Source organism: Aeromonas sp. ASNIH8, from assembly GCF_002919855.1.
GTDB lineage: Bacteria > Pseudomonadota > Gammaproteobacteria > Enterobacterales > Aeromonadaceae > Aeromonas > Aeromonas caviae.
Genome location: NZ_PQLN01000002.1, coordinates 1 through 21,559, shown reverse-complemented (window position 1 = coordinate 21,559; position 21,559 = coordinate 1). Strand labels below are relative to the sequence as shown.

At 61.8% G+C, this 21,559-nt stretch carries 19 protein-coding genes, 2 rRNA genes, 1 pseudogene and 1 riboswitch; of the genes and pseudogenes, 9 read left to right on the top strand and 13 right to left on the bottom strand.

All coding sequences use genetic code 11. The annotated features are described in order from the left end of the window. Nucleotides 1-181: 181 nt before the first annotated feature. From ilvN to C3418_RS00865, 6 genes are all read right to left on the bottom strand, one after another. Nucleotides 182-676, bottom strand: a complete 495-nt coding sequence (gene ilvN / locus C3418_RS00890) for an acetolactate synthase small subunit (protein ID WP_010673160.1) — start codon at nucleotides 674-676, stop codon at nucleotides 182-184. Beyond that, nucleotides 676-2,394 carry an acetolactate synthase 3 large subunit gene (locus tag C3418_RS00885; protein ID WP_010673159.1) on the bottom strand — a complete coding sequence of 573 codons (1,719 nt, stop codon included), beginning with the start codon at nucleotides 2,392-2,394 and terminating at the stop codon, nucleotides 676-678. Before C3418_RS00885 ends, ilvN begins: the two co-directional genes overlap by 1 nt. Before the next feature lie 390 nt (nucleotides 2,395-2,784). Next, nucleotides 2,785-2,937: a hypothetical protein gene (locus C3418_RS00880; protein WP_010673158.1), complete on the bottom strand. Its 153-nt coding sequence runs from the start codon at nucleotides 2,935-2,937 to the stop codon at nucleotides 2,785-2,787. Nucleotides 2,938-2,972: 35 nt separating this feature from the next. Further along, nucleotides 2,973-4,082: an MJ1255/VC2487 family glycosyltransferase gene (locus C3418_RS00875; RefSeq protein WP_029313827.1), complete on the bottom strand. Its 1,110-nt coding sequence runs from the start codon at nucleotides 4,080-4,082 to the stop codon at nucleotides 2,973-2,975. After that, entirely contained in the window at nucleotides 4,079-4,582 is a 504-nt protein-coding gene (locus C3418_RS00870; RefSeq protein WP_103857805.1) for a phosphatase PAP2 family protein, read from the bottom strand. Before C3418_RS00870 ends, C3418_RS00875 begins: the two co-directional genes overlap by 4 nt. Before the next feature lie 125 nt (nucleotides 4,583-4,707). Beyond that, complete coding sequence (locus C3418_RS00865; protein ID WP_010673155.1) at nucleotides 4,708-5,331, bottom strand: TetR/AcrR family transcriptional regulator; 624 nt, start codon at nucleotides 5,329-5,331, stop codon at nucleotides 4,708-4,710. A gap of 405 nt (nucleotides 5,332-5,736) precedes the next feature. Here C3418_RS00865 and leuA point away from each other — a divergent pair, with 405 nt between their 5' ends. The 5 genes and pseudogenes from leuA to C3418_RS00840 all read left to right on the top strand — a co-directional run bounded on the left by leuA (nucleotide 5,737) and on the right by C3418_RS00840 (nucleotide 11,584). Beyond that, on the top strand, nucleotides 5,737-7,299 hold the full coding sequence (gene leuA / locus C3418_RS00860) for a 2-isopropylmalate synthase (protein ID WP_010673154.1): 1,563 nt from the start codon (nucleotides 5,737-5,739) through the stop codon (nucleotides 7,297-7,299). A gap of 111 nt (nucleotides 7,300-7,410) precedes the next feature. After that, on the top strand, nucleotides 7,411-8,496 hold the full coding sequence (leuB, locus tag C3418_RS00855) for a 3-isopropylmalate dehydrogenase (RefSeq protein ID WP_041211114.1): 1,086 nt from the start codon (nucleotides 7,411-7,413) through the stop codon (nucleotides 8,494-8,496). A gap of 32 nt (nucleotides 8,497-8,528) precedes the next feature. Continuing rightward, nucleotides 8,529-9,926 carry a 3-isopropylmalate dehydratase large subunit gene (gene leuC, locus C3418_RS00850; protein WP_041211113.1) on the top strand — a complete coding sequence of 466 codons (1,398 nt, stop codon included), beginning with the start codon at nucleotides 8,529-8,531 and terminating at the stop codon, nucleotides 9,924-9,926. A 16-nt stretch (nucleotides 9,927-9,942) separates the two neighbouring features. Continuing rightward, entirely contained in the window at nucleotides 9,943-10,542 is a 600-nt protein-coding gene (leuD, locus tag C3418_RS00845) for a 3-isopropylmalate dehydratase small subunit (RefSeq protein WP_103857804.1), read from the top strand. 112 nt (nucleotides 10,543-10,654) lie between these two features. Further along, a pseudogene (locus tag C3418_RS00840) lies at nucleotides 10,655-11,584 on the top strand (transglutaminase domain-containing protein). A 51-nt stretch (nucleotides 11,585-11,635) separates the two neighbouring features. Here the strand turns inward: C3418_RS00840 and C3418_RS00835 are convergent. Further along, nucleotides 11,636-11,926, bottom strand: coding sequence for a PilZ domain-containing protein (locus C3418_RS00835; protein ID WP_103857803.1), 291 nt, complete (start codon nucleotides 11,924-11,926; stop codon nucleotides 11,636-11,638). A 91-nt stretch (nucleotides 11,927-12,017) separates the two neighbouring features. Beyond that, a riboswitch (TPP riboswitch) is annotated at nucleotides 12,018-12,108 on the top strand. A gap of 83 nt (nucleotides 12,109-12,191) precedes the next feature. On the opposite strand from C3418_RS00835, the gene thiB reads away from it, so the two are divergent. The 4 genes from thiB to C3418_RS24295 all read left to right on the top strand — a co-directional run bounded on the left by thiB (nucleotide 12,192) and on the right by C3418_RS24295 (nucleotide 15,805). Beyond that, nucleotides 12,192-13,172, top strand: coding sequence for a thiamine ABC transporter substrate binding subunit (gene thiB / locus C3418_RS00830; protein WP_103857802.1), 981 nt, complete (start codon nucleotides 12,192-12,194; stop codon nucleotides 13,170-13,172). After that, a complete protein-coding gene (thiP, locus tag C3418_RS00825; protein WP_103857801.1) occupies nucleotides 13,148-14,776 on the top strand; it encodes a thiamine/thiamine pyrophosphate ABC transporter permease in 1,629 nt (542 codons plus the stop codon). The genes thiB and thiP overlap by 25 nt, the downstream gene beginning before the upstream one ends. 141 nt (nucleotides 14,777-14,917) lie before the next feature. Further along, nucleotides 14,918-15,628: a thiamine ABC transporter ATP-binding protein gene (thiQ, locus tag C3418_RS00820; RefSeq protein WP_049637131.1), complete on the top strand. Its 711-nt coding sequence runs from the start codon at nucleotides 14,918-14,920 to the stop codon at nucleotides 15,626-15,628. Between the two features lie 15 nt (nucleotides 15,629-15,643). Further along, nucleotides 15,644-15,805, top strand: coding sequence for a hypothetical protein (locus C3418_RS24295; RefSeq protein WP_181023048.1), 162 nt, complete (start codon nucleotides 15,644-15,646; stop codon nucleotides 15,803-15,805). 67 nt (nucleotides 15,806-15,872) lie between these two features. On the opposite strand, the gene C3418_RS00815 is transcribed toward C3418_RS24295, so the two are convergent. From C3418_RS00815 to C3418_RS00790, 6 genes are all read right to left on the bottom strand, one after another. Further along, nucleotides 15,873-17,243, bottom strand: a complete 1,371-nt coding sequence (locus C3418_RS00815) for a PhoH family protein (RefSeq protein WP_041214576.1) — start codon at nucleotides 17,241-17,243, stop codon at nucleotides 15,873-15,875. A 206-nt stretch (nucleotides 17,244-17,449) separates the two neighbouring features. After that, nucleotides 17,450-18,133, bottom strand: a complete 684-nt coding sequence (locus tag C3418_RS00810; RefSeq protein ID WP_103260769.1) for an NrdJb — start codon at nucleotides 18,131-18,133, stop codon at nucleotides 17,450-17,452. 9 nt (nucleotides 18,134-18,142) lie between these two features. Continuing rightward, nucleotides 18,143-20,290, bottom strand: coding sequence for an adenosylcobalamin-dependent ribonucleoside-diphosphate reductase (locus C3418_RS00805; protein ID WP_103857860.1), 2,148 nt, complete (start codon nucleotides 20,288-20,290; stop codon nucleotides 18,143-18,145). A gap of 204 nt (nucleotides 20,291-20,494) precedes the next feature. Then, nucleotides 20,495-20,947, bottom strand: a complete 453-nt coding sequence (locus C3418_RS00800) for a pullulanase (protein WP_029313820.1) — start codon at nucleotides 20,945-20,947, stop codon at nucleotides 20,495-20,497. A 309-nt stretch (nucleotides 20,948-21,256) separates the two neighbouring features. After that, nucleotides 21,257-21,371 (bottom strand): 5S ribosomal RNA (rrf, locus tag C3418_RS00795). An 81-nt stretch (nucleotides 21,372-21,452) separates the two neighbouring features. Further along, nucleotides 21,453-21,559 (bottom strand): 23S ribosomal RNA (locus C3418_RS00790); the annotation flags it as partial.

Genomic DNA, 21,559 nt, shown 5'->3' with positions numbered 1-21,559 from the left:
GATCATTTGAAAGAAAATGACAGGTGAGGCCCCTCCCTTCCCCCTTCTCTTTCACCCCCTCGATAGCCCCCTGATGCTGTGGACTGCATCCCTACCGGCGCCCCCACTTGCCCGCAACGCTGCCAGACACGAAAAAGGGCTCCGAAGAGCCCTTGAACAGCAATTTTCTCATCCGGCCACATCAGGGACGCAGGGATTTGTCCGCCCGGGAGATGCCGCAGACACCGGAGCGCACCACTTCGATGATCTCGTTGGTCTGGGCAGCCGTCTTGATGAAGGCGTCCAGCTTTTCGCTGGTCCCGACGAGCTGCACCGTGTAGAGCTCGGGGGTGACGTCGACGATCTGGCCACGGAAGATGTCCGCCAGCCGCTTCAGTTCGTCACGGGCACCACCGGCGGCGCGCGCCTTGACCAGCGCGATCTCCCGCTCGATGTGCTCCCCTTCGCTGAGATCGCACACCTTGAGCACGTCCACCAGCTTGTGCAGCTGCTTCTGGATCTGCTCCAGTACCCGCTCATCCCCCATGGTGACGATGGTCATGCGGGACAGGGTGGGATCCTCGGTGGGGGCCACCGTCAGGGTCTCGATGTTGTAGCCGCGCTGGGAGAAGAGGCCCACCACACGGCTCAGGGCACCGGATTCGTTCTCCAGCAGAACGGAAATTATATGTCTCATCAGGTTCTCTCCGTCTTGCTCAGCCACATCTCGTCCATGGCGCCAAATTTGATCTGCATCGGATAGACGTGCTCGTCCGGATCGACCGAGATGTCCATGAACACCAGTCTGTCCTTCATGGCAAAGGCCTTCTCCATGGCGCTCTCCAGCTCCGCCGGATCGCTCACCGCGATGCCGACGTGGCCATAGGCTTCCGCCAGCTTGACGAAGTCAGGCAGGGATTCCATGTAGGAGTGGCTGTGGCGGCCACCGTAGAACATCTTCTGCCACTGCTTGACCATGCCCAGCGCACGGTTGTTGATGGAGATGATCTTGATGGGCACCCCGTACTGCATGCAGGTAGAGAGCTCCTGGATGTTCATCTGCACCGAGCCGTCGCCGGTGACGCAGCAGACCACGGCTTCCGGGTTGGCAAACTGGGCGCCCATGGCGGCGGGAATGCCAAAGCCCATGGTGCCGAGACCGCCGGAGTTGATCCACTGGCGCGGTTTGGCAAACGGGTAGTAGAGGGCGGCAAACATCTGGTGCTGGCCGACGTCGGAGGCGACGAACGCCTCCCCCTTGGTCACCTTGTAGAGAGTCTCGATGACCTGCTGCGGCTTGATCAGGGTGGGATGGGTCTCGTAGGCCAGGCAGTTGCGGGAGCGCCACTGGTTGATCTGCTCCCACCAGTCCGCCAGCGCCTGCTTGTCGTTGTCAAAGCCGCACTCGCGGATCACTTCCAGCATCTGTTCCAGCACGGTTTCCACCGAGCCGACGATGGGCACATGGGCCTGTACCGTCTTGGAGATGGAGGTGGGGTCGATGTCGATGTGGACTATGGTAGCGTTGGGGCAGAACTTGGCTACGTTGTTGGTCACGCGATCATCGAAGCGGGCACCCACTGCGAAGATGAGATCCGCGTTGTGCATGCTCTTGTTCGCTTCGAAGGTACCGTGCATCCCCAACATACCGATAAACTGCGGATGGGTGCCGGAGAAGGCGCCCAGCCCCATGAGCGTGGTAGTCACCGGCAGGTTCAGCAGCTCCGCCAGCTTGGTCACCAGGTGATCCGCATTGGCGTTGATGGCGCCGCCACCCACGTACATGACCGGGCGGCTCGCCTCGGTCAGCAGCTTGGCAGCCCGCTTGATCTGGCCCTTGTGTCCGGCCTTGGTCGGATTGTAGGAGCGCAGGGAAACGGACTCGGGATACTGATAGGGGAACTTCTCTTTCGGATTCTGCACGTCTTTGGGCAGATCCACCACCACGGGCCCCGGGCGGCCACTGGCGGCAATGTAATAGGCCTTCTTGATGGCCTCGGGAATGTCGCTGGCTTTCTTGCACAGGAAGCTGTGCTTCACCACCGGGCGGGAGATGCCGATCATGTCGGTCTCCTGGAACGCATCCTCCCCGATCATGCTGGTCGGCACCTGGCCGGACAGGATCACCAGGGGAATGGAATCCATGTAGGCGGTGGCGATCCCCGTGATGCAGTTGGTGGCGCCGGGACCCGAGGTCACCAGCACAGTGCCCACCTTGCCGGTGGAGCGGGCGTAACCGTCCGCCATGTGCACTGCGGCCTGCTCATGCCGCACCAGGACATGCTCCATCTTGCCGTTTTCGAAGAGAGCGTCATAGATGTCGAGCACTGAGCCACCAGGGTAGCCGAAAACGTGTTCCACTCCCTGATCTTCCAGCGCTCTAACCACCATCTGGGCGCCTGATAACATCTCCATGATAAAGCCCTCCAGGCTTTGCTCCGTTAAGCGAAAGCTATCGACAGTCCGCTGCTTCCCGGCAGCGCCGATCCGAGTCTTGTTGTTGTCTGCAGGCAGATCAGGCGAGTTCGGAGCCGTCGATAGTAGAAAAATAGGGGTTTTCCATCATTCACCCGAAAAGCGGGTGAAAAACCAACTTAACCCGCCCGTGAACGCTTGTCCACGGCTTTGTCTGGCCATAACAGTCATAAATTTCAAACAGCTATTAACATTCAGTGACTTGGCCACCAGACGGGCAACAAAGAGGGGCCCTGGGGGGAACAACCAGCGGATCATGCTGCCCGCGTCGGTCAGGAACAAAATAAACGGCCCACCCCGAGGGGGTGGGCCGTCAAAAACAGGCTGGTTTCACTGCTCGTCTTCGGGCTCTGCCAGCCAGATCTGCTGATCCGGATCCGTCTCTTCGCAGACCGAAATGCTGACCCCCATGTCGAGCAGCTCATGCAGGGTGAGATTGTCTGCCAGAGTCATGGTGTCGCCGTTTTCATTGGTAAAGCGCATGGTGTCCGTCCTCTCCGTGGTGGGATCGACTCAGTTTAGTCAAAGGCGCTGAGTTGGGATAACCAGGGACGCTCCTGGCCGGTACGGCTGGCAAGCTCCCCCAGGCTGTCACACACCTCCTCCGGAAAGAGAGTCCTGCCCCAGAGGCGGCGGGAGAGCGCCCCCACCTCCTCCCCGGCCCCGGCCAACAACCAGTCGGCCAGCTCTCCTGCCACATCGGGATAGCGTACCCTGCCAGGAGAAGGGGCCTCCAGCCAGCTTCGCACCGCATTGGCATCCAGGCTGTCCATCAACTGGGCCAGCCCCATCAGCTCCAGGGTCCTGCCGTTGGTCAACTGCTCGAACTGGCCACCCAGGGGTTTGACCAGCAGCTTCTTGCCAAGGGAGAGCGCCTCGGAGGCAAGCTCGAATCCCGCATTGCTGATGACCCCGCGACAACCGGCCAGCGCCAGCTTGAACCCCTCTCTGGCCTGAGGTTCAAAGCGGATGTTGCGCCACTCGCTACGCTTGCGCACCTCGGGATGGAAGCAGATGAACGACTGCGTGCTGAAACGCGACAACAGGGCCGCGATCGTCTCTGTCTGCTCGAATGGCAGATAGACCAGGATCTGCTGGTTGTCCGGCACCGGCTCGAGGGGATCGACGATGGGAGGCAGCAGGGGCTGGCCGAAATGGAACCAGTGCAGCCCCAGGGACTGGCGTACCGGCGCAAAATGGCGCATCAGCTGGCGGTTGAAGCCGCTCTCTCCCCAGCGCGGGATCGGCCAGTCGAAGCTCGCCTGATGGCTGATGGTGAGGCTGGGTTTGCCCCAGCGGCGAGCAGCATGGGCACTGAGCGGCTCGAAGTCGCTGATGACCAGATCGTACTCGCGACAATCGAGGGCACGCAGATCTTGCCAGAAACGCAGGGGAGAGAGCCCCTTGAGGGTGCGCCAGCCCGAGATGCGCCCCTGATGGCTGGCGAAAGTGATACCGGGGAAGGTGCGATAATCCCCGAATTCCCCCATCTCGAAGTAGCCATCGGCGGCGCGCCCGCTGAACAGATAGTCCACCGCCACGCCCCTGCTCTTCAATGCGCGCGCCAGGGTCCGGCTACGACTGATATGACCGTTGCCGGTCCCCTGAACGCCGAACAGTATCCTCATCCCTGGCTCCAACCCAGCGCCCAGAGGGCGCAACCACCGCCAAGCAGCGCCCCGGCCACCAGATCACTCAGATAATGCACCCCGAGCAGCAGGCGGGACGCCCCCACCAGCGCGGCCCAGACAAACAGCAGCGGTGCCCAGAGCGGGAAACTGGCGGCCACTACGGTCGCCATCAGAAAGGCGGCCGCAGTATGGCCAGAGGGCAGGCTGTAACGATCCGACGGGGTGATGAAGACAGGCAACCCTGCCGGGCGCTGGCGTTTGAGGGCATTCTTGAGCAGCAGGTAGAGCGGCAACTCGAGGGCAAACGCCCAGAGCGCCACCCTGACCGCCTCCTGCCCGGCGATCCCCTGCCACCAGAGCAGGCAGGCCGCCACGGCATAGAGGGGGCCGTCACCGGTACGGGAGACAAGCCGGCTTATCCTGGCCTGCGGCTGATTGTAGGGATGAAGCAGGCAGACACGGCACACCCGCAGGTCCCATTGCTGGATCTTGTTCATCACGGCCCTCCCTTGCATCCTGAGTGCAGACTAGGAGGGCGGCATGACACTTCGTTGACGCCCATATAACAGATTGATGAAAAAAAGGGCCCAGGGGCCCTTTTTCATCCGTCATCCCGAAAAAGTCAGTTCAGGGCACCGCGCAGGCCGTTTTCCATCAGGCGGCAGTTGTGGGCCGCGAGGCGGCTCATGAAGTGCTCGTCCACCGTCAGACCAAACACCTGTTCGTAGAGATCCTTCATCACGAAAGGCTGCCACATCATGCTGAGGAAGGAGATCTTCAGCATCTCGGGGTCCAGATTGTCCGCCAGCTGGCCGTTGGAGCGCATGGATTCGAGCAGGGCATCGAACTGGGGAAGTTGGCGATCCAGCAGGCGGCTCAGCACAAAATCACGCCCCGGGCTCTTTTCAGTGGACAATGCGCTGGAGATGGCGGAAGTCAGCTCGCTGTTGGGCGCCATCACCTGATAGTAGGTGTTGAGCAGATCGGTCAGGCTGCGGTTGCTGCTCTCGTCGTGCCAGGCTTGCTCGAGGGGCTCGGCCACATCCCCCAGCACCGCCTTGTAGAGGCCTTCCTTGCTGCCGAAGTAGTAGTGGATCATCGCCAGATTGGAGCCTGCCAGCTCGGCAATCTCGCGGGTCGTCACCTTGCTGTAGGGGGTGTTGAGAAAACGTTCGCGTGCGGCGGCAAGCAGCTTGTCACGAATGTCGGAACGTCCGACTGGACGGCCAGGTCTGCGTTTTTCCATGGAATACCTCAGATAATTCAGCAAGGGCTGATAAGTCGATCTGATTGTGCGGGTGATCGAGTACAGCAGGAATGACCAGATAATCAGGCATGAACCGAATATGGAACAAGAGAATTTGCACTCCTTTACAATCCGATTAAATAACCCAGTGAATTGAACCTGTCCGTTCAGGTTGACACAGCATAAAAATCTCGATATTGATAGTAGCGTTATCGACTGGAAGGATTGAGTCATCATGCGTATTGCCGCCCCGCTACTACTTATCTCCCTAATCGCGATTCCTCGCGCGGGATCCTTGTAGCCGGGCTAAGGCATAGCCGGAATTTACAGAAACCCGTGCACCCCGCACGGGTTTTTTTATGCCATGCAGGATGCACGCAGCGAACTTAGGAAGAGGGAAGTCACATGTCAGATCGGGTCATCATATTCGACACCACCTTGCGTGATGGTGAGCAGGCGCTGTCGGCCAGCTTGACGGTCAAGGAGAAGCTGCAGATCGCCCAGGCGCTGGAGCGGCTCGGGGTCGACATCATGGAAGTGGGTTTCCCCGTCTCCTCCCCCGGCGATTTTCAATCGGTTCAGACCATCGCCCGCCACATCAAGAACAGCCGGGTCTGCGCCCTGGCTCGCGCCCTGCAAAAAGACATCGATGCCGCTGGCGAAGCCTTGAAAGTGGCAGAGGCGTTTCGCATCCACACCTTCATCTCCACCTCCTCCATCCACGTGGAGAGCAAGCTGAAAAAGAGCTTCGAAGACGTGCTGGAGATGGGGGTCGGCGCCATCAAGCACGCCTTGCGCTACACCGATGACGTGGAGTTCTCCTGTGAGGATGCGGGCCGCACCCCGATAGACAACCTGTGCCGCATGGTGGAAGCCGCCATCAAGGCCGGCGCCCGCACCATCAACATTCCTGACACCGTGGGCTACACGGTGCCGACCGAATTCTCCGGCATCATCCACACCCTGTTCAACCGGGTACCCAACATCGACAAGGCCATCATCTCGGTGCACTGCCACGACGATCTGGGCCTCTCGGTGGCCAACTCCATCAGTGCCGTGCAGATGGGGGCCCGCCAGATCGAGTGCACCATCAACGGCATCGGCGAGCGTGCTGGCAACTGCTCACTCGAAGAGGTGGCGATGATCCTGAAGACCCGCGCCGACCTGCTCGGGGTACACACCAACATTCGCCACAGCGAGATCCACCGCACCAGCACCCTCGTCAGTCAAATCTGCAACATGCCGGTGCAGCCCAACAAGGCCATCGTCGGCGCCAACGCCTTCTCCCACAGCTCAGGCATCCATCAGGACGGCGTGCTCAAGGCGAAGAACACCTATGAAATCATCACCCCAGAGAGCATCGGTCTCACCCAGAACAACCTCAACATGACCTCCCGCTCCGGCCGCCACGTCATCAAGCACCGGATGGAGTCCATGGGCTACGCCGAGAGCAGCTACGACCTCGACGATCTCTACGCCAAGTTCCTCACCCTGGCCGACAAGAAGGGCCAGGTGTTCGACTACGACCTGGAGGCCCTCGCCTTCTTCAGCCAGATCCACGAGGAGCCCGAGCACTTCAAGCTGGAGTACCTCGGCGTGCAGAGCGGCAGCTCGGTGCTCGCCACCGCCTCGGTCAAGCTCAAGGTAGGCCAGGATCTGGTGTGCGAGGCCGCCACCGGCAACGGCCCGGTGGATGCGGTCTACCAGTGCATCAACCGCATCACCGGCTACGAGATCCGCATCGATAAATACGAACTCAAGGGCAAGGGCGAGGGCAAGAACGCCCTCGGCCAGGTGGACATCGTCGCCGAGTACAAGGGGCGCAAGTTCCACGGCATGGGGCTGGCCACTGACATCATCGAATCCTCGGCCCAGGCCCTGGTCCACGTGATCAACAGCATCTGGCGCGCGGACCAGGTGGCCGAGCAGATGGAGCGCAACCACACCATCAAATCGGAAACCGTCTGAGCCCGCCGCCGGACAAGATGACAGCATGACATGGGGAGGACCGGGGCCAGGGCAGTGGTCCGGACCGGCCTCCCGGATGAAACGGAATCACACTATCAAGACGGAGAGAGTATGAGCAGTTATCGGATCGCAGTATTGCCGGGTGACGGCATTGGCCCGGAAGTGATGGCAGAGGCCATCAAGGTACTGGAAAAGGTGCAGACCAAATTCGGCTTCTCCCTCGACTATGACCGTCACGACGTCGGCGGCATCGCCATCGACAACCACGGCACACCGCTGCCCCAGAGCACGATCAAAGGCTGCGAAGCGGCCGATGCGGTGCTGTTCGGATCGGTGGGTGGCCCCAAGTGGGAGCACCTGCCGCCCAACGATCAGCCGGAGCGCGGTGCCCTGCTGCCCCTGCGTGCCCACTTCAAACTGTTCTGCAACCTGCGCCCGGCCCGCATCTACACCGGTCTGGAGCAGTTCTCCCCGCTGCGTGCCGACATCTCCGATCGCGGTTTTGACATCGCCTGCGTGCGCGAGCTGACCGGCGGCATCTATTTCGGCCAGCCCAAGGGGCGTGAAGGGGAAGGCGCCACCGAGAAGGCCTTCGACACCGAGGTGTACCACCGCTTCGAGATCGAGCGCATCGCCAAGATCGCCTTTGAATCGGCCCGGGTGCGCAAGGCCAGGGTCACCTCCATCGACAAGGCCAACGTGCTCGCCTCCTCCATCCTGTGGCGCGAGGTGGTGACCGAGGTCGCCAAGTCCTACCCGGACGTGGCCCTGAACCACATGTACATCGACAACGCCACCATGCAGCTCATCAAGGATCCGTCCCAGTTCGACGTGCTGCTCTGCTCCAACCTGTTCGGTGACATCCTCTCCGACGAGTGCGCCATGATCACTGGCTCCATGGGCCTGCTCCCCTCCGCCAGCCTCAACGAATCCGGCTTCGGTCTGTTCGAGCCGGCCGGTGGCTCGGCCCCGGATATCGCCGGCAAGGGGATTGCGAATCCCATCGCCCAGATCCTCTCCGCCGCCCTGATGCTGCGTTACAGTCTCGGCCAGGAAGCCGCCGCCCAGGCCATAGAGCAGGCTGTGGCCCAGACCCTGGCAGAAGGCTATTTCACCGCCGACCTGCATCAGGCCAGCGCCACACACCCGGTGCAGAGCACGGCCGACATGGGCAGCCAGATCGCCGCGCGCATCTGATCCCACGGCATCGATAACAAGGAAACCGAGCAATGTCCAAGACCCTCTATCAGAAAGTGTTCGACGCACACGTGGTGCGGGAAGTGGAAGGGGAAACCCCTCTCATCTACATCGACCGTCACCTGGTGCATGAAGTGACCAGCCCCCAGGCATTCGACGGCCTGCGCGCCATGAACCGCCAGCTGCGTCGCCCGGATCTGACCTGGGCCACCATGGATCACAACGTCTCCACCACCACCAAGGACATCGCCGCCTCCGGCGAGATGGCCCGCATCCAGATGGAGACGCTCGCCGCCAACTGCAAGGCGTTCGGGGTTCGTCTCTATGACTTGAACCACAAGTACCAGGGCATCGTCCACGTGATGGGCCCCGAGCTCGGCATCACATTGCCCGGCACCACCATCGTCTGCGGTGACTCACACACCGCCACCCACGGTGCCTTCGGGTCGCTCGCATTCGGTATCGGCACCTCCGAAGTGGAACACGTAATGGCCACCCAGACCCTGAAACAGGGCCGCGCCAGGACCATGCGTATCTCTGTCAACGGCAAGCTGGCCGCAGGCATCAGCGCCAAAGACGTGGTGCTCGCCATCATCGGCAAGGTAGGTCACGCAGGCGGGACCGGCTACGTGGTGGAGTTCGCCGGTGAAGCCATCGAGGGGCTCACCATGGAAGGGCGCATGACGGTGTGCAACATGGCCATCGAGCTCGGCGCCAAAGCGGGCATGATTGCCCCCGACCAGACCACCATCGACTACATCCGTGGCAAGGAGTTCGCTCCCAAGGGGGAGGCGCTGGAACAGGCCATCGCCTACTGGCTGACCCTCAAGAGCGACGAAGGTGCCCACTTCGACGCCGAAGTGGTGCTCGACGCCGCCGACATCGCCCCGCAAGTGACCTGGGGAACCAACCCGGGCCAGGTGATTGCCGTCAATGAGCCCATCCCTGCACCGGAATCCTTCGCCGATCCGGTGGAGCAGCAGTCCGCCCGCAAGGCCCTCGCCTACATGGACCTGCAACCGGGTCAGAAGCTCTCCGACGTCGCCATCGACAAGGTGTTCATCGGTTCGTGCACCAACAGCCGCATCGAGGATCTGCGCGCTGCCGCCGCCATCGCCCGCGGTCGCAAGGTGGCCGCAGGGGTACAGGCCCTGGTGGTGCCGGGCTCCGAGCAGGTGAAGGCCCAGGCCGAGGCCGAGGGGCTGGACAAGATCTTCATCGAGGCAGGCTTTGAGTGGCGCTTGCCCGGCTGCTCCATGTGTCTGGCCATGAACAACGACCGGCTGCAACCGGGGGAGCGCTGCGCCTCCACCAGCAACCGCAACTTCGAGGGGCGTCAGGGTCGTGCCGGTCGCACCCACCTGGTGAGCCCGGCCATGGCCGCCGCCGCCGCCGTCACCGGCCGCTTCGCCGACATTCGTGCGCTGTAACGACAAGGAGAACATGATGACAGGTTTCAAACAGCATAAAGGGATCGTCGTTCCCCTCGACAGCGCCAACGTCGACACCGACGCCATCATTCCCAAGCAGTTCCTGCAGAAAGTGAACCGCATCGGCTTTGGCAAGCACCTGTTCCACGACTGGCGCTTCCTGGACGATGCAGGGGAGCAGCCCAACCCGGAGTTCGTGCTGAACAAACCGCAATTCGCCGGTGCCAGCATCCTGCTGGCCCGCGAGAACTTCGGCTGCGGCTCGAGTCGCGAGCACGCCCCCTGGGCGCTGGCGGACTACGGCTTCAAGACCATGATCGCCCCGAGCTTTGCCGACATCTTCTACGGCAACGCCATCAACAACGGCATGGTGCCGGTTCGTCTGAAGGAGGAGGAGGTCGACGCCCTGTTCCAGCTGGTCGCCGCCCAGCCGGGCATCGAGATCGAAGTGGATCTGGAGGCCAACCAGGTGCGTGCAGGCAGCCTCACGTTCGGCTTCGAAATCGACGAGTTCCGTCGCTACTGTCTGCTCAACGGGCTGGATGCCATCGGTCTGACCCTGCAGCAAGAGGCCGCCATCAGCGCCTTCGAGGCGAAGCAGCCAAGCTGGATTTGACGAGCCTGCGACAAGAAAGCGAGTAGAATCAACAGGGAGCCGAGGCTCCCTGTTTTATTGTCGGGTCGCTGTACAAAGCCCGCCACCTCTGCATGTCCGACAGGAGACACCTATGTCCGCAAGGGGCGCCCTTTCATTGCTCTGCCTGCTGATCAGCCTCCCGGCCCTGGGCGGGCAGACCTCTTTCACCAACAGTGGCGGTCAGCTCAATGTCGGCTGGCAGGACAGATAGGGCAAGGCGCAGCAGCTCAGCTATCGGCTGGAGGCGGGCAAGCTGCCCCCTCTCATCGCTTACCGTCCGGCCAGGATGCAGGAAGACGTACTGCAAAGCCTGCTGCAGCAGGCACCCCTGGCGTTCCCCGAGGTGCAGTTCTCCCTCGTTCGCCCCGCCATGAGCCTCAGCATCAAGAGCCGCAACGCCGACAAGGCGCGGGAAGCCTCCCAATGGGTCAAGCCCGAGCAGGCCAAACTGGAGGCCGCCTGGCTCACGCAGCACTACTTCCAGCCCTTCACTGCCCCCGACGGCGCTCCCGCCATCAAGCAGGATCATGTGCGCATCGCCCTGGAGAGTCGGGACGAGCTGGCCCCGTTGATGGAGCAGCTCAAGCAGGAAGGGGCCACCGAGACCGAGGCGCGCCAGAAGACGGTGGCCTACATGCTCGACTTCATCCAGGCCATCCCCTATCAACTGCTCGACAGCCAGTCGGGCCGCTCTGGCAAGGGGTTTCTGAGCCCGCGCCAGGTGCTGGAGCAGAACCGGGGGGATTGCGACAGCAAGGTGACCCTGATGGCCGCCCTGCTGGCCCAGGGGTATCCCGATCTCAAGCAGGCCATGGTGTTCGTGCCGGGACATGCCCTGCTGGGGGTGGCCCTGCCAGCCAAACCGGGGGAGGCCACCTTGAGCCGGGCGGGGGAGACCTACCTCCTGATGGAGCCGACCGGCCCGGCCCAGCTGCCCATGGGCCAGCTCGCGCCCACCAGCAAGACGCTGGTCGACAGCGGCCAGTTGAGCGTGCAACCGGTGCAGGATGAGGGGAAATGAGACAGGCCAGCCCATGGCTGGCCTGTCTCGAGGAGGACGGGCGCCCAGGTCTCAGGTGAGGGAGAGAAACTCCAGCGCCAGCAGGAGACCGTCTTCTTCCTCCAGCACCCGCACGATGCGAGCCTGGGCCTCGAAGGGAGGCAGAAGATTGCTGCTGGTCGCCAGGCTCACCCGGATGGGCTGGGCCAGATCGAACGCGTGCTTGTTCACCTCGACGCCCATGCCGTTGGCGCTGAGATCCCGGCAGATCCCCTCCAGCACCTGCTGATGCTGGAACAGGGTGACGGGGGCATTGATGACCATGCGCTGGAAGGCACGTCTTTCCTTGGTGCTGGTGATCACTGGGGACTTCCTCCTTGGTGGTGGCTCGCACGATGCGGCCCGTGAAACATAGTGCTGGCCTCCCCCCAGGAACGCCAATACAATGCGATGCGTTGCTCAAACGGGGTGCGGTTTACCGCTGAGATTATACCCGTGAACCTGATCCAGATAATGCTGGCGGAGGAATTTGAGGCATGGCGCGCGTTTTTTGTGCCCTCATCCGCCGGCGCTCACCACACGCGAGGTGCCATTGATGAGCACCCCGATATCCACAGGAGTGCCATTGATGAAGACCCTGCTGCTGATCGCCACCAGCCTGCTCTCTGCCCAGGCGTTTGCCGCCGACACCCTCACCGTCTACACCTACGGCTCCTTCGCCGCCGAATGGGGGCCGGGCCCCAAGATCAAGCAGGCCTTCGAGAAGGAGTGCGGCTGCACCCTCAATCTGGTGCCCCTCGAGGATGGCGTCGCCATCCTCAACCGGCTGCGGCTGGAAGGCCAGCACAGCAAGGCCGACATGGTGCTGGGGCTGGACGATGCCCTCATCAGCGAGGCCAAACAGAGCGGCCTGTTCGCCCCCCATTCCACCAGGCTCGATGACCTCAAGGTGCCGGGTGGCTGGCAGGATGACACCTTTGTCCCCTATGACTACGGCTACTTCGCCTTCGTCTATGACAGCAACAAGCTCAAGCAGCCCCCCAAGAGCCTGAAGGAGCTGGTGGCGCGCCCCGATATCAAGGTGATCTATCAGGATCCCCGCACCTCCACCCCGGGTCAGGGGCTGATGCTCTGGATGAAGTCGGTCTACGGGGATGAGGCCCCTGCGGCCTGGGCCACGCTTGCCAAAAAGACGGTCACCGTCACCAAGGGGTGGTCAGAGGCCTACGGCATGTTCCTCGACGGCGAGGCGGACATGGTGCTCTCCTACACCACCTCCCCCGCCTATCACCTGATCGCCGAGAGCAAGCCCCAGTACCGGGCGGCCACGTTCGAGGAGGGGCACTACCGCCAGGTGGAAGTAGCGGCCAAGCTCAAGGGCGCCACACAGGGCAAACTGGCTGACCAGTTCCTGCAATTCATGGTGAGCCCCGCCTTCCAGAACGAGATCCCCGGCGGCAACTGGATGTATCCGGTGACAGACGTGGCGCTGCCCAAGGGGTTCGAACAGATGATCACCGTAGCTAAGCCGCTGACCTTCAGCTCTGACGAGGTGGCCGCCAACCGCAAGGGGTGGATCCGCGAATGGCTGCAAGCCGTCACCCAGTGAGTTCAGGTCGTCGCACCCTCTGGTGGCTGCCCGGCAGTGCAGCCACCCTGGTCATCCTGCTGCTCTCCATTGGGCCGCTGGTCGCCCTGTTGTGGCAGGCGGGGGCCCTCTCCCCCCGCGCCCTGCTAGGCGATCCCTACCTGCGCCACGTGCTGGGTTTCAGCCTCTGGCAGGCACTGCTCTCCACCCTGCTGAGCCTGGGGCTTGCCATCCCGGTGGCCAGGGCCCTGGCGCGACGCCGTTTCACCGGACGCCGCCTGCTGCTCAAGCTGTTCGGCCTCTCCCTGGTGTTGCCGGTCATCATCGCCATCTTCGGCATTGTGGCGGTGCACGGTCGCCAGGGCTGGCTGCCGCAACTGCTGCACGGCCTGGGCATGGATCCCGGCAACTACCTCTATGGCCTGTTCGGCATCCTGCTGGCCCATGTCTTCTTCAACATGCCGCTGGCCGCCCGCCTCATTCTGCAGAGCATAGAGAGCATCCCCGAGTCCTCCTGGCGCCTCGCCAGCCAGCTCGGCATGCGCTCCTCCCACATCTTCCGGCTGCTGGAGTGGCCGCTCATCCGCGGCATCTTGCCGGGGCTCGCCAGCCTCATCTTCATGCTCTGCTTCACCAGCTTCACCACAGTGCTGGCGCTCGGGGGCGGCCCCAAGTCCACCACACTGGAGGTGGCTGTCTACCAGGCGCTGCGCTTTGACTTCGATCTCGCCACCGCTGGCGGGCTCGCCCTGGTGCAACTGCTGCTGACCCTGGCCCTGCTCCTGCTGCAACACAAGCTGCAGACCACCCCGGCCAGTCGCCTCACCAGCCGTCGCCCCTGCCTGCGTCCCGACAGACACCAGAAGGGCAGCGCTCTGGTGGATGGCCTGGCCCTGACCATGGGGCTCGCCATCTTCCTGCCGCCCCTGCTGGCCATCGTGGTCGCCGGGTTCAACCCCGGTCTGCTGGCGGCGCTCGGCTCACCCCGGCTGTGGCAGGCAGGGGGGCAGTCCCTGGGCATAGCCCTGGCGGCGGGCTCCCTGGCCACTTTGCTCGGCGCCGGGCTGCTGCTCACCAGCCGGCATCTGAGGGTGCGGGATCGCAAACGGCGGGCCGCCGCCCTGTGGGAGGCCAGCGGCTCCATGATCCTGATGATCCCGGCGGTGGTGCTCTCCACCGGCCTCTTCATCCTGTTCATGCCCTTCACCGACGTCTTTGCCCTGGGCCCCTGGCTGGTGGTGCTAGTCAACGCGCTGATGGCGCTGCCCTATGTGCTGCGCACCCTCTCGGCCCCCATGCAACTGGTGGTGCGCCAGTACGATAGGCTGGCGGACAGCCTGGGGGTGCGCGGCCTGCATCGCCTGCGCCTGGTGGAGTGGCCCCTGCTGCGCCGTCCGCTGGCCCTGGCCATGGCGCTCTCGATGATATTGTCCCTCGGGGATCTCGGGGCCATCGCCATGTTCGGCAGCCAGACCCTCACTACCCTGCCCTGGCTGCTCTATCAGCAGCTCGGCAGCTACCGGCTGACCGAGGCGGCCGCCACCGCCCTGCTGCTGCTCACCCTCTGCTTCTCCCTGTTCTGGCTGGTGGAGCGGGGACTGGGAGGCAGGCATGTGGATCACTGATCCCCGGCGGCATTGCCGCCTCCCCGCCCCCAGGATCCGGCCGGGCACGTCCCTGGAGCGCCCCTTGTGGCAGTCACTCACGCTGCCTTTCATCAATTTTTCTTACTTGTTGTTCTATAAAACGACATTCAGGAGCCAAACATGCTGGTAATTGAGGAACTGGTCACCAGTTATCCCGACTGGCAGGTGACCTTCAGTGCGACCTTGCCCAAGGGGGAGATCACCGCCCTCATCGGTCCGAGCGGCGCCGGCAAGTCCACCCTGCTAGGCATGATCGCGGGCTTCGTGCCGGTGGAGTCGGGCACCCTCACCTTCGACGGCCAGGATCTGCTGTCACTGGGCCCCGCCGAGCGCCCGGTCACCACCCTGTTCCAGGATCACAACCTCTTCCTGCACCTGTCGGTGTTCGACAACATCGCCATCGGCCTGCATCCCGGCCTGCGCTTGAATCCGGCCCAGAAAAGGCAGGTGCAGGAGGCCGCTGACAAGGTGGGCCTGGGGGAGATGCTGACGCGCCTGCCGGAGCAGCTCTCCGGCGGCCAGCAGCAGCGAGTGGGGCTGGCCCGCGCCCTGGTGCGGGGCAGGCCGCTGCTGCTGCTGGACGAGCCCTTCTCGGCCCTCGATCCGGCCCTGCGGCGGGAGATGCTGGCGGAGGTCGCCCGCCTCGCCTGCGAGCAGGGCATCACCGTGCTGATGGTCTCTCACAACCCCGAGGATGCCCAGCTCATCGCCGATCAGGTGCTCTTCATCGACGCGGGACGCATCGCCTTGCAGGGCAAACCGGATATTCTGCACAGCAGCGATCACCCCGGGCTGCTGCGCTACCTGGGCCGCGCGCTGGCGCCACAGTGAAGGGCTGACAAGCTGATGGTCTCTCCCTGTCGTTCCCAGGACGATGCCCAGCTCATCGCCGATCAGGTGCTCTTCATCGACGCAGGGCGCATCGCCTTGCAGGGCAAGCCGGATATCCTGCACAGCAGCGATCACCCCGGGTTGCTGCGCTACCTGGGCCGACCGAGAGAGACATGAGATAGAAGGGATCAAAAAAGGGAAGCCACCTGGCTTCCCTTTTCATGAGTGGCCAGTTGGCCGGGGATCAGAGGTTTTCCTCGGCAAACGAAGCCAGCCGGCTGCGCACCACCCCGTTCAGGAAGATATTGGCACTGCCGTCGAAGTCCTTGAACCGCTCGACGATGTAGGTCAGACCCGAGGTCACCGGGCTCAGGTAGTTGGAGTCGATCTGAGCCAGGTTGCCGGAGCAGACGATCTTGGTCCCCTCCCCGCAGCGGGTGATGATGGTCTTGATCTGGGACGCGGTCAGGTTCTGGCACTCGTCCAGCAGCACGAAGGTGTTCTGGATGCTGCGCCCGCGCATGAAGTTGACCGATTTGAACTGGATGTTGGCCTTCTCCATGATGTAGCTGAGGGACCCGCTCATGTTCTCGTCCTGCTTGTGCAGCACCTCCAGAGTGTCGGTCACCGCCGCCAGCCAGGGCATCATCTTCTCTTCTTCGGTGCCGGGCAGGAAGCCGATGCTCTCGGCGATTTCCGGGGTATTTCGGGTGACGATCACCTTCTCGTAGATCCCCTTCTCGATCACCAGCTCCAGCGCCGCCGCCATGGCGAGCAGGGTCTTGCCGCAGCCCGCCGGGCCGGTCAGGATCACCAGGTCGATGTGCGGATCCAGCAGGGCATCCAACGCCATGCCCTGATAGACGTTCTTGGGATGCACCCCCCAGGCCTTGCGGGACATCAGCCGCTCGCGGCCGAGATCTTTCAGGCGGATCTTGTTGCCGTCGTGGCTCAGCACCCGCGCGGCAAAGAAGTTCTCCTCGTCCAGGAGGTACTGGTTGACGTGGACTCCCTCCAGCAGGTTGGCATCGATGACGTGGACCGTATCGCGGCCATGGGTTTCGCTGTCGCACTCACCGACCCGCTCCCAGAAGCTGCCGGGCACCACCTGGAAGCCCTTGGCGAGCAGGCGGATGTCGTCGATGAGCTGGTCGCTGCGGTAATCCTCCACATGGGCAAGACCTGCTCCCTTGGCCTTGAGGCGCATGTTGATGTCTTTGGTGACCAGCACCACCTGACGCTTCATCTCGTGCTTTTGCAGGTAGAGGGCGGCGTTGATGATGCGGTTGTCCGCCTCCTTGTCGGTGAACACCTCGGCATCCTGGGGCAGATGGTGGTCGCTGAAGATGGAGATATGGCCGCTCGCCTCGCCGGCCAGCGCCACTCCTTGCACTATCTGCTCCGGAGTCGCATCACGGAACACATCTTCCAGGGCACGGATGGCGATACGGGCATCACGGCTGACGTCCTTCTGGCGATCCTTGATGTTGTCGAGCTCTTCGAGCACCGTCATGGGGATGAGCACGTCGTGCTCTTTGAAGGAGTAGATGGCGAGGGGTTCGTGAAGCAGAACGTTGGTATCCAGGATAAACAGCTTTCGGTCCGTGTTGTCCATAAGCATCCTCCTTGGCACTGAAGGTGCCACGTGTGTGAATCTCAGATGTCATTGAAACCACACGGCCGTGACAGTTTTATTACCCCCAACGCTACGCCCGAATTTACCGGTGCGCAACAAATCGCTGCCATCATGGGCGTCGTTCGAACATAAAATCAGCAACGAAAAGGCCGGCATGTCGCCGGCCTTTGGTAGCAATCAGCCCCTCAACCGCACTTGGAATCCCCGCAGTTGAGACAGGTCATGCAGCCATCCTTTTGCACCAGCGCCTTGGTGTGGCACTTGTAGCAGAGCGCGGCACTGGGTGGGAAACCGCTGCCCGCCGACTGCTCTTCTGCCTGTTGCTGTGCCTGCAATTGCGCCTGCTTCTCGGCCAGGAACGCCTGCTGGTGCTCGTCCAGCCCGGGCACCTTGAGCATGCCGATCTCGGTGAGATGGGTTTCGATCACGTTGCCAATTTCGGCGATGAGCGAAGGCACGTACTTGCCCTTGTTCCAGTACCCCCCCTTGGGATCGAACACGGAGCGCAACTCCTCCACCAGAAAGGTGACGTCCCCTCCCTTGCGAAACACCGCCGAGATGATGCGGGTCAGCGCCACTATCCACTGATAGTGCTCCAGGCTCTTGGAGTTGATGAAAATCTCGAACGGGCGCCGGGTCTCGTGCACCGTGCCCTCGTTGAGAATGATGTCGTTGATGGTGATGAACAGCGAGTGCTCGGAGACGTGCTCCGGCGTCTTCAGCTTGTAGGTGGTGCCCATCAACCGTTCCGGGCGCAGCACGGTTTCATGCATGTGCACCACGTCATCCTGGGGCGTCGGCGCATCTTGCGGCTCATCCCGGGTTTTTACCTTGTAGGCGACGATTTTTCTGTCGATCTTCTTGACCATGTCTCGTCCTCAGAACTTGCCGTAATAGCCTTCTTTCAAGGCGTCATAGAGGTTGGCTGCGGTGTGCAGCTCGCCATCGTATTCGATCTCCTCGTTCCCCTTCGCCGTGATGACGGTGCCATCTTCCAGGGTAAACTCGTAACTGGTGTTCTCCAGATCCTTCTCCTTCACCAGCACGCCCTGGAAGGCGGCCGGGTTGAAGCGGAAGGTGGTACAGCCCTTTAGGCCGGAGTCCGAGGCATAGAGGTAGATATCCTTGAACTGCTCGAACGGAAAATCGGTCGGCACGTTGGCGGTCTTGGAGATAGAGGAGTCGATCCAGCGCTGGGCCGCCGCCTGGATATCCACGTGCCCGGTCGGCGTGATGTCGTCCGCGGTGATGAAGTAATCCGGCAGGCGGCTACCCTCCTCCTCGGCATAGGGCATGGCGGCCGGGTTCACCAGCTCGCGATAAGCCAGCAGCTCGAAGGAGTAGACATCCACGCTCTCCTTGCTCTTCTTGCCCGGTTTGATGACATTGCGGCTGTAGTGGTGGGCAAAGCTCGGCTCGATGCCGTTGCTGGCGTTGTTGGCGAGCGACAGGGAGATGGTACCGGTCGGTGCTATGCTGCTGTGGTGGGTGAAGCGTCCACCCACCTCGGCCAGCTCGGCTACCAGAGCGGGATCCACCTCGGCCACCTGCTGCATATAGCGGCTGTAGCGGGCATGCAACACCTTGCCCTTCACCTTGTCGCCGAGCTTGATGCCATCTGCCGCCATTTCGGGGCGCAGACGCAGCATCTTGCCGGTGACTTCGAACTCCTGCTCCATGATGGGGGCCGGCCCCTTCTCCTTCGCCAGACGCAGAGACTCCTGCCAGCCGGTCATCGCCAGCTCCTGGGAGACCTGTTCGGTGAAGGCGACGGAGGCCGCAGAGCCGTACTTGATGCGCAGCATGGTGAGGGTCGAGCCCAGCCCCAAGAAGCCCATGCCGTGGCGACGCTTGGCGGTGATCTCCTCGCGCTGCTTGGCCAGCGGCAGCTGGTTTATCTCCACCACGTTGTCGAGCATGCGGGTGAAGATGGCCACCACCTTGCGAAACGCGGGCCAGTCGAAGGCGGCCTGCTCGGTGAAGGGATCGCGCACGAAGGTGGTCAGGTTGACCGAGCCCAGCAGGCAGGCCCCATAGGGCGGCAGAGGCTGTTCACCGCAAGGGTTGGTGGCACGGATCTCTTCGCAGAACCAGTTGTTGTTCATCTGGTTCACCTTGTCGATCAGGATGAAACCGGGCTCCGCATAGTCGTAGGTAGAGGTCATGATGACGTTCCACAGCTTGCGCGCGGGCAGGGTCTTGTAGACCTTGCAGGCCACCTGGCCCAGCTCGTTGATCACCACACCCTCCTTGTTGGGCCAGTCCGCCCAGACCACCCTCACAGGGTCATCCAGCGCGATGCCATCCTGCTCCACCTCCTTGGCGGTGTAGGGGAAGATCAGTTGCCAGGGGGCATCCTCCTTCACCGCACTGACGAACTCTTCGGTGATGAGCAGGGAGAGGTTGAATTGACGCAGGCGACCATCCTCCCGCTTGGCCTGGATGAACTCGACGACATCGGGGTGACGGATATCCATGGTGCCCATCTGGGCGCCACGACGGCCACCGGCAGAGGAGACGGTAAAGCACATCTTGTCGTAGATATCCATGAAGGAGAGCGGCCCCGAGGTATAGGCCCCCGCTCCCGAAACGAAGGCTCCGCGCGGTCGCAGGGTCGAGAAGTCGTAACCGATGCCGCAACCCGCCTTCAGGGTCAGCCCCGCCTCGTGCACCTTGCCGAGGATATCGTCCATCGAATCCTCAATGGTGCCGGAGACGGTGCAGTTGATCGTGGAGGTCGCCGGCTTGTGCTCAAACGCCCCGGCGTTGGAGGTGATACGGCCCGCTGGAATGGCACCATTGCGCAGGGCCCACAGGAAGGGTTCATACCAGGTGTCGGGTTCGCGCTCCTGCGCAGCCAGCGCGCGAGCGACACGCTGGTAGGTCCCGTCGATGGAGCCGTCGATGGGGGCGCCATCCTTGCTCTTGAGACGATACTTGCTGTCCCAGATCTCGAGAGACGTCTCCTGCAGAGGGATCTGGCGGCTGGCGGTGACGCCCTCCAGTACCGGAATGGATTTAGCCATGGTCAATCAACCTCCTGTGAATGGGGCAATATCGTGACAAAAATACTACCAGTAGTGAATTTAAGAACTCAAAGCACAATATATTGTGATTCATCCGTCATAAGGGCGCCGATTCTATCCTAAAAAAATGCCCCGGCCAGCAGATTTCTGGGCCAGGGCATTTAACCGGTTCAATTTCCGAGAGATTTAAAGCGAGAGACTATCTCAGGGTTTCTTGACGTATACGCTCGGAGTCTCACCCGCCATATTCAGATAGAACTCATAGACGCCATCCGCCTCGGGCGAGAACTTCATGTCCTCATACTTGGAGCACGGATTGACCGGTACAGGCTCCCCGCCGAGCACGGCAACGCCATCGCTCGGGCTCTTGTAGCCGAAGTTGGTGCCACAACTCCAGCCGGAGTCGGCAAACTTGAACTTGTAAGGAGCCCACTCTTTCTTGAGCGTCCCCTTGGCCATGTAGAGCTTGTCGGCAACCTTGACGACCTTGCTTTCGTCGGTGGCCATCCAGTCGTTCATCTCACCACGCAGGTAGATGGACTTGCCGCCGAAGTCGCTGTTGTCCGCCGCCGCCTGCTCTGCACCACCATTGGATGCGCAACCGCCTAATACCAGGGTTCCCGCCGCCAGCATCATCGTTACTGTTCTTTTGAACATGTGTCCATTCCTCAAATTATTGTGATTCCTTGGTCCATCGATGTGGACCCGGGAATTAAACCAGAGCAGGCATGACAAGAAAGGTAGAAGCATCACATTCTGTGCTTTTTATATCCAGAATGCAGGCTTTCGAATAGATATTGAACAGAGACGGGCCACAAACAAGTCGATATTAGCTGGGATGATGAATGCGAGTATCAGAAAACACGGCGGGAAACAGCACCATAGTGCCCGCTTGCCCTCCAGTGAGTGCTGAATTTCAGGCAATAAAAAACCCCGCTCGAGTGAGCGGGGTTTCTTGTATTGGGTGCCTGGCAGTGTCCTACTCTCGCATGGCGAATGCCACACTACCATCGGCGCTACAGCGTTTCACTTCTGAGTTCGGCATGGGATCAGGTGGTTCCACTGCGCTATTGCCGCCAGGCAAAATCTTCAATCTGAGAAAGCTGATGTAAGTAATTCGTTCGTATCTGCTACAAGCCTTCGAACACTTCTTGGGTGTTGTATGGTTAAGCCTCACGGGTAATTAGTATGGGTTAGCTCAACGTATCGCTACGCTTACACACCCCACCTATCAACGTTGTGGTCTCCAACGGCCCTTTAGGACCCTCA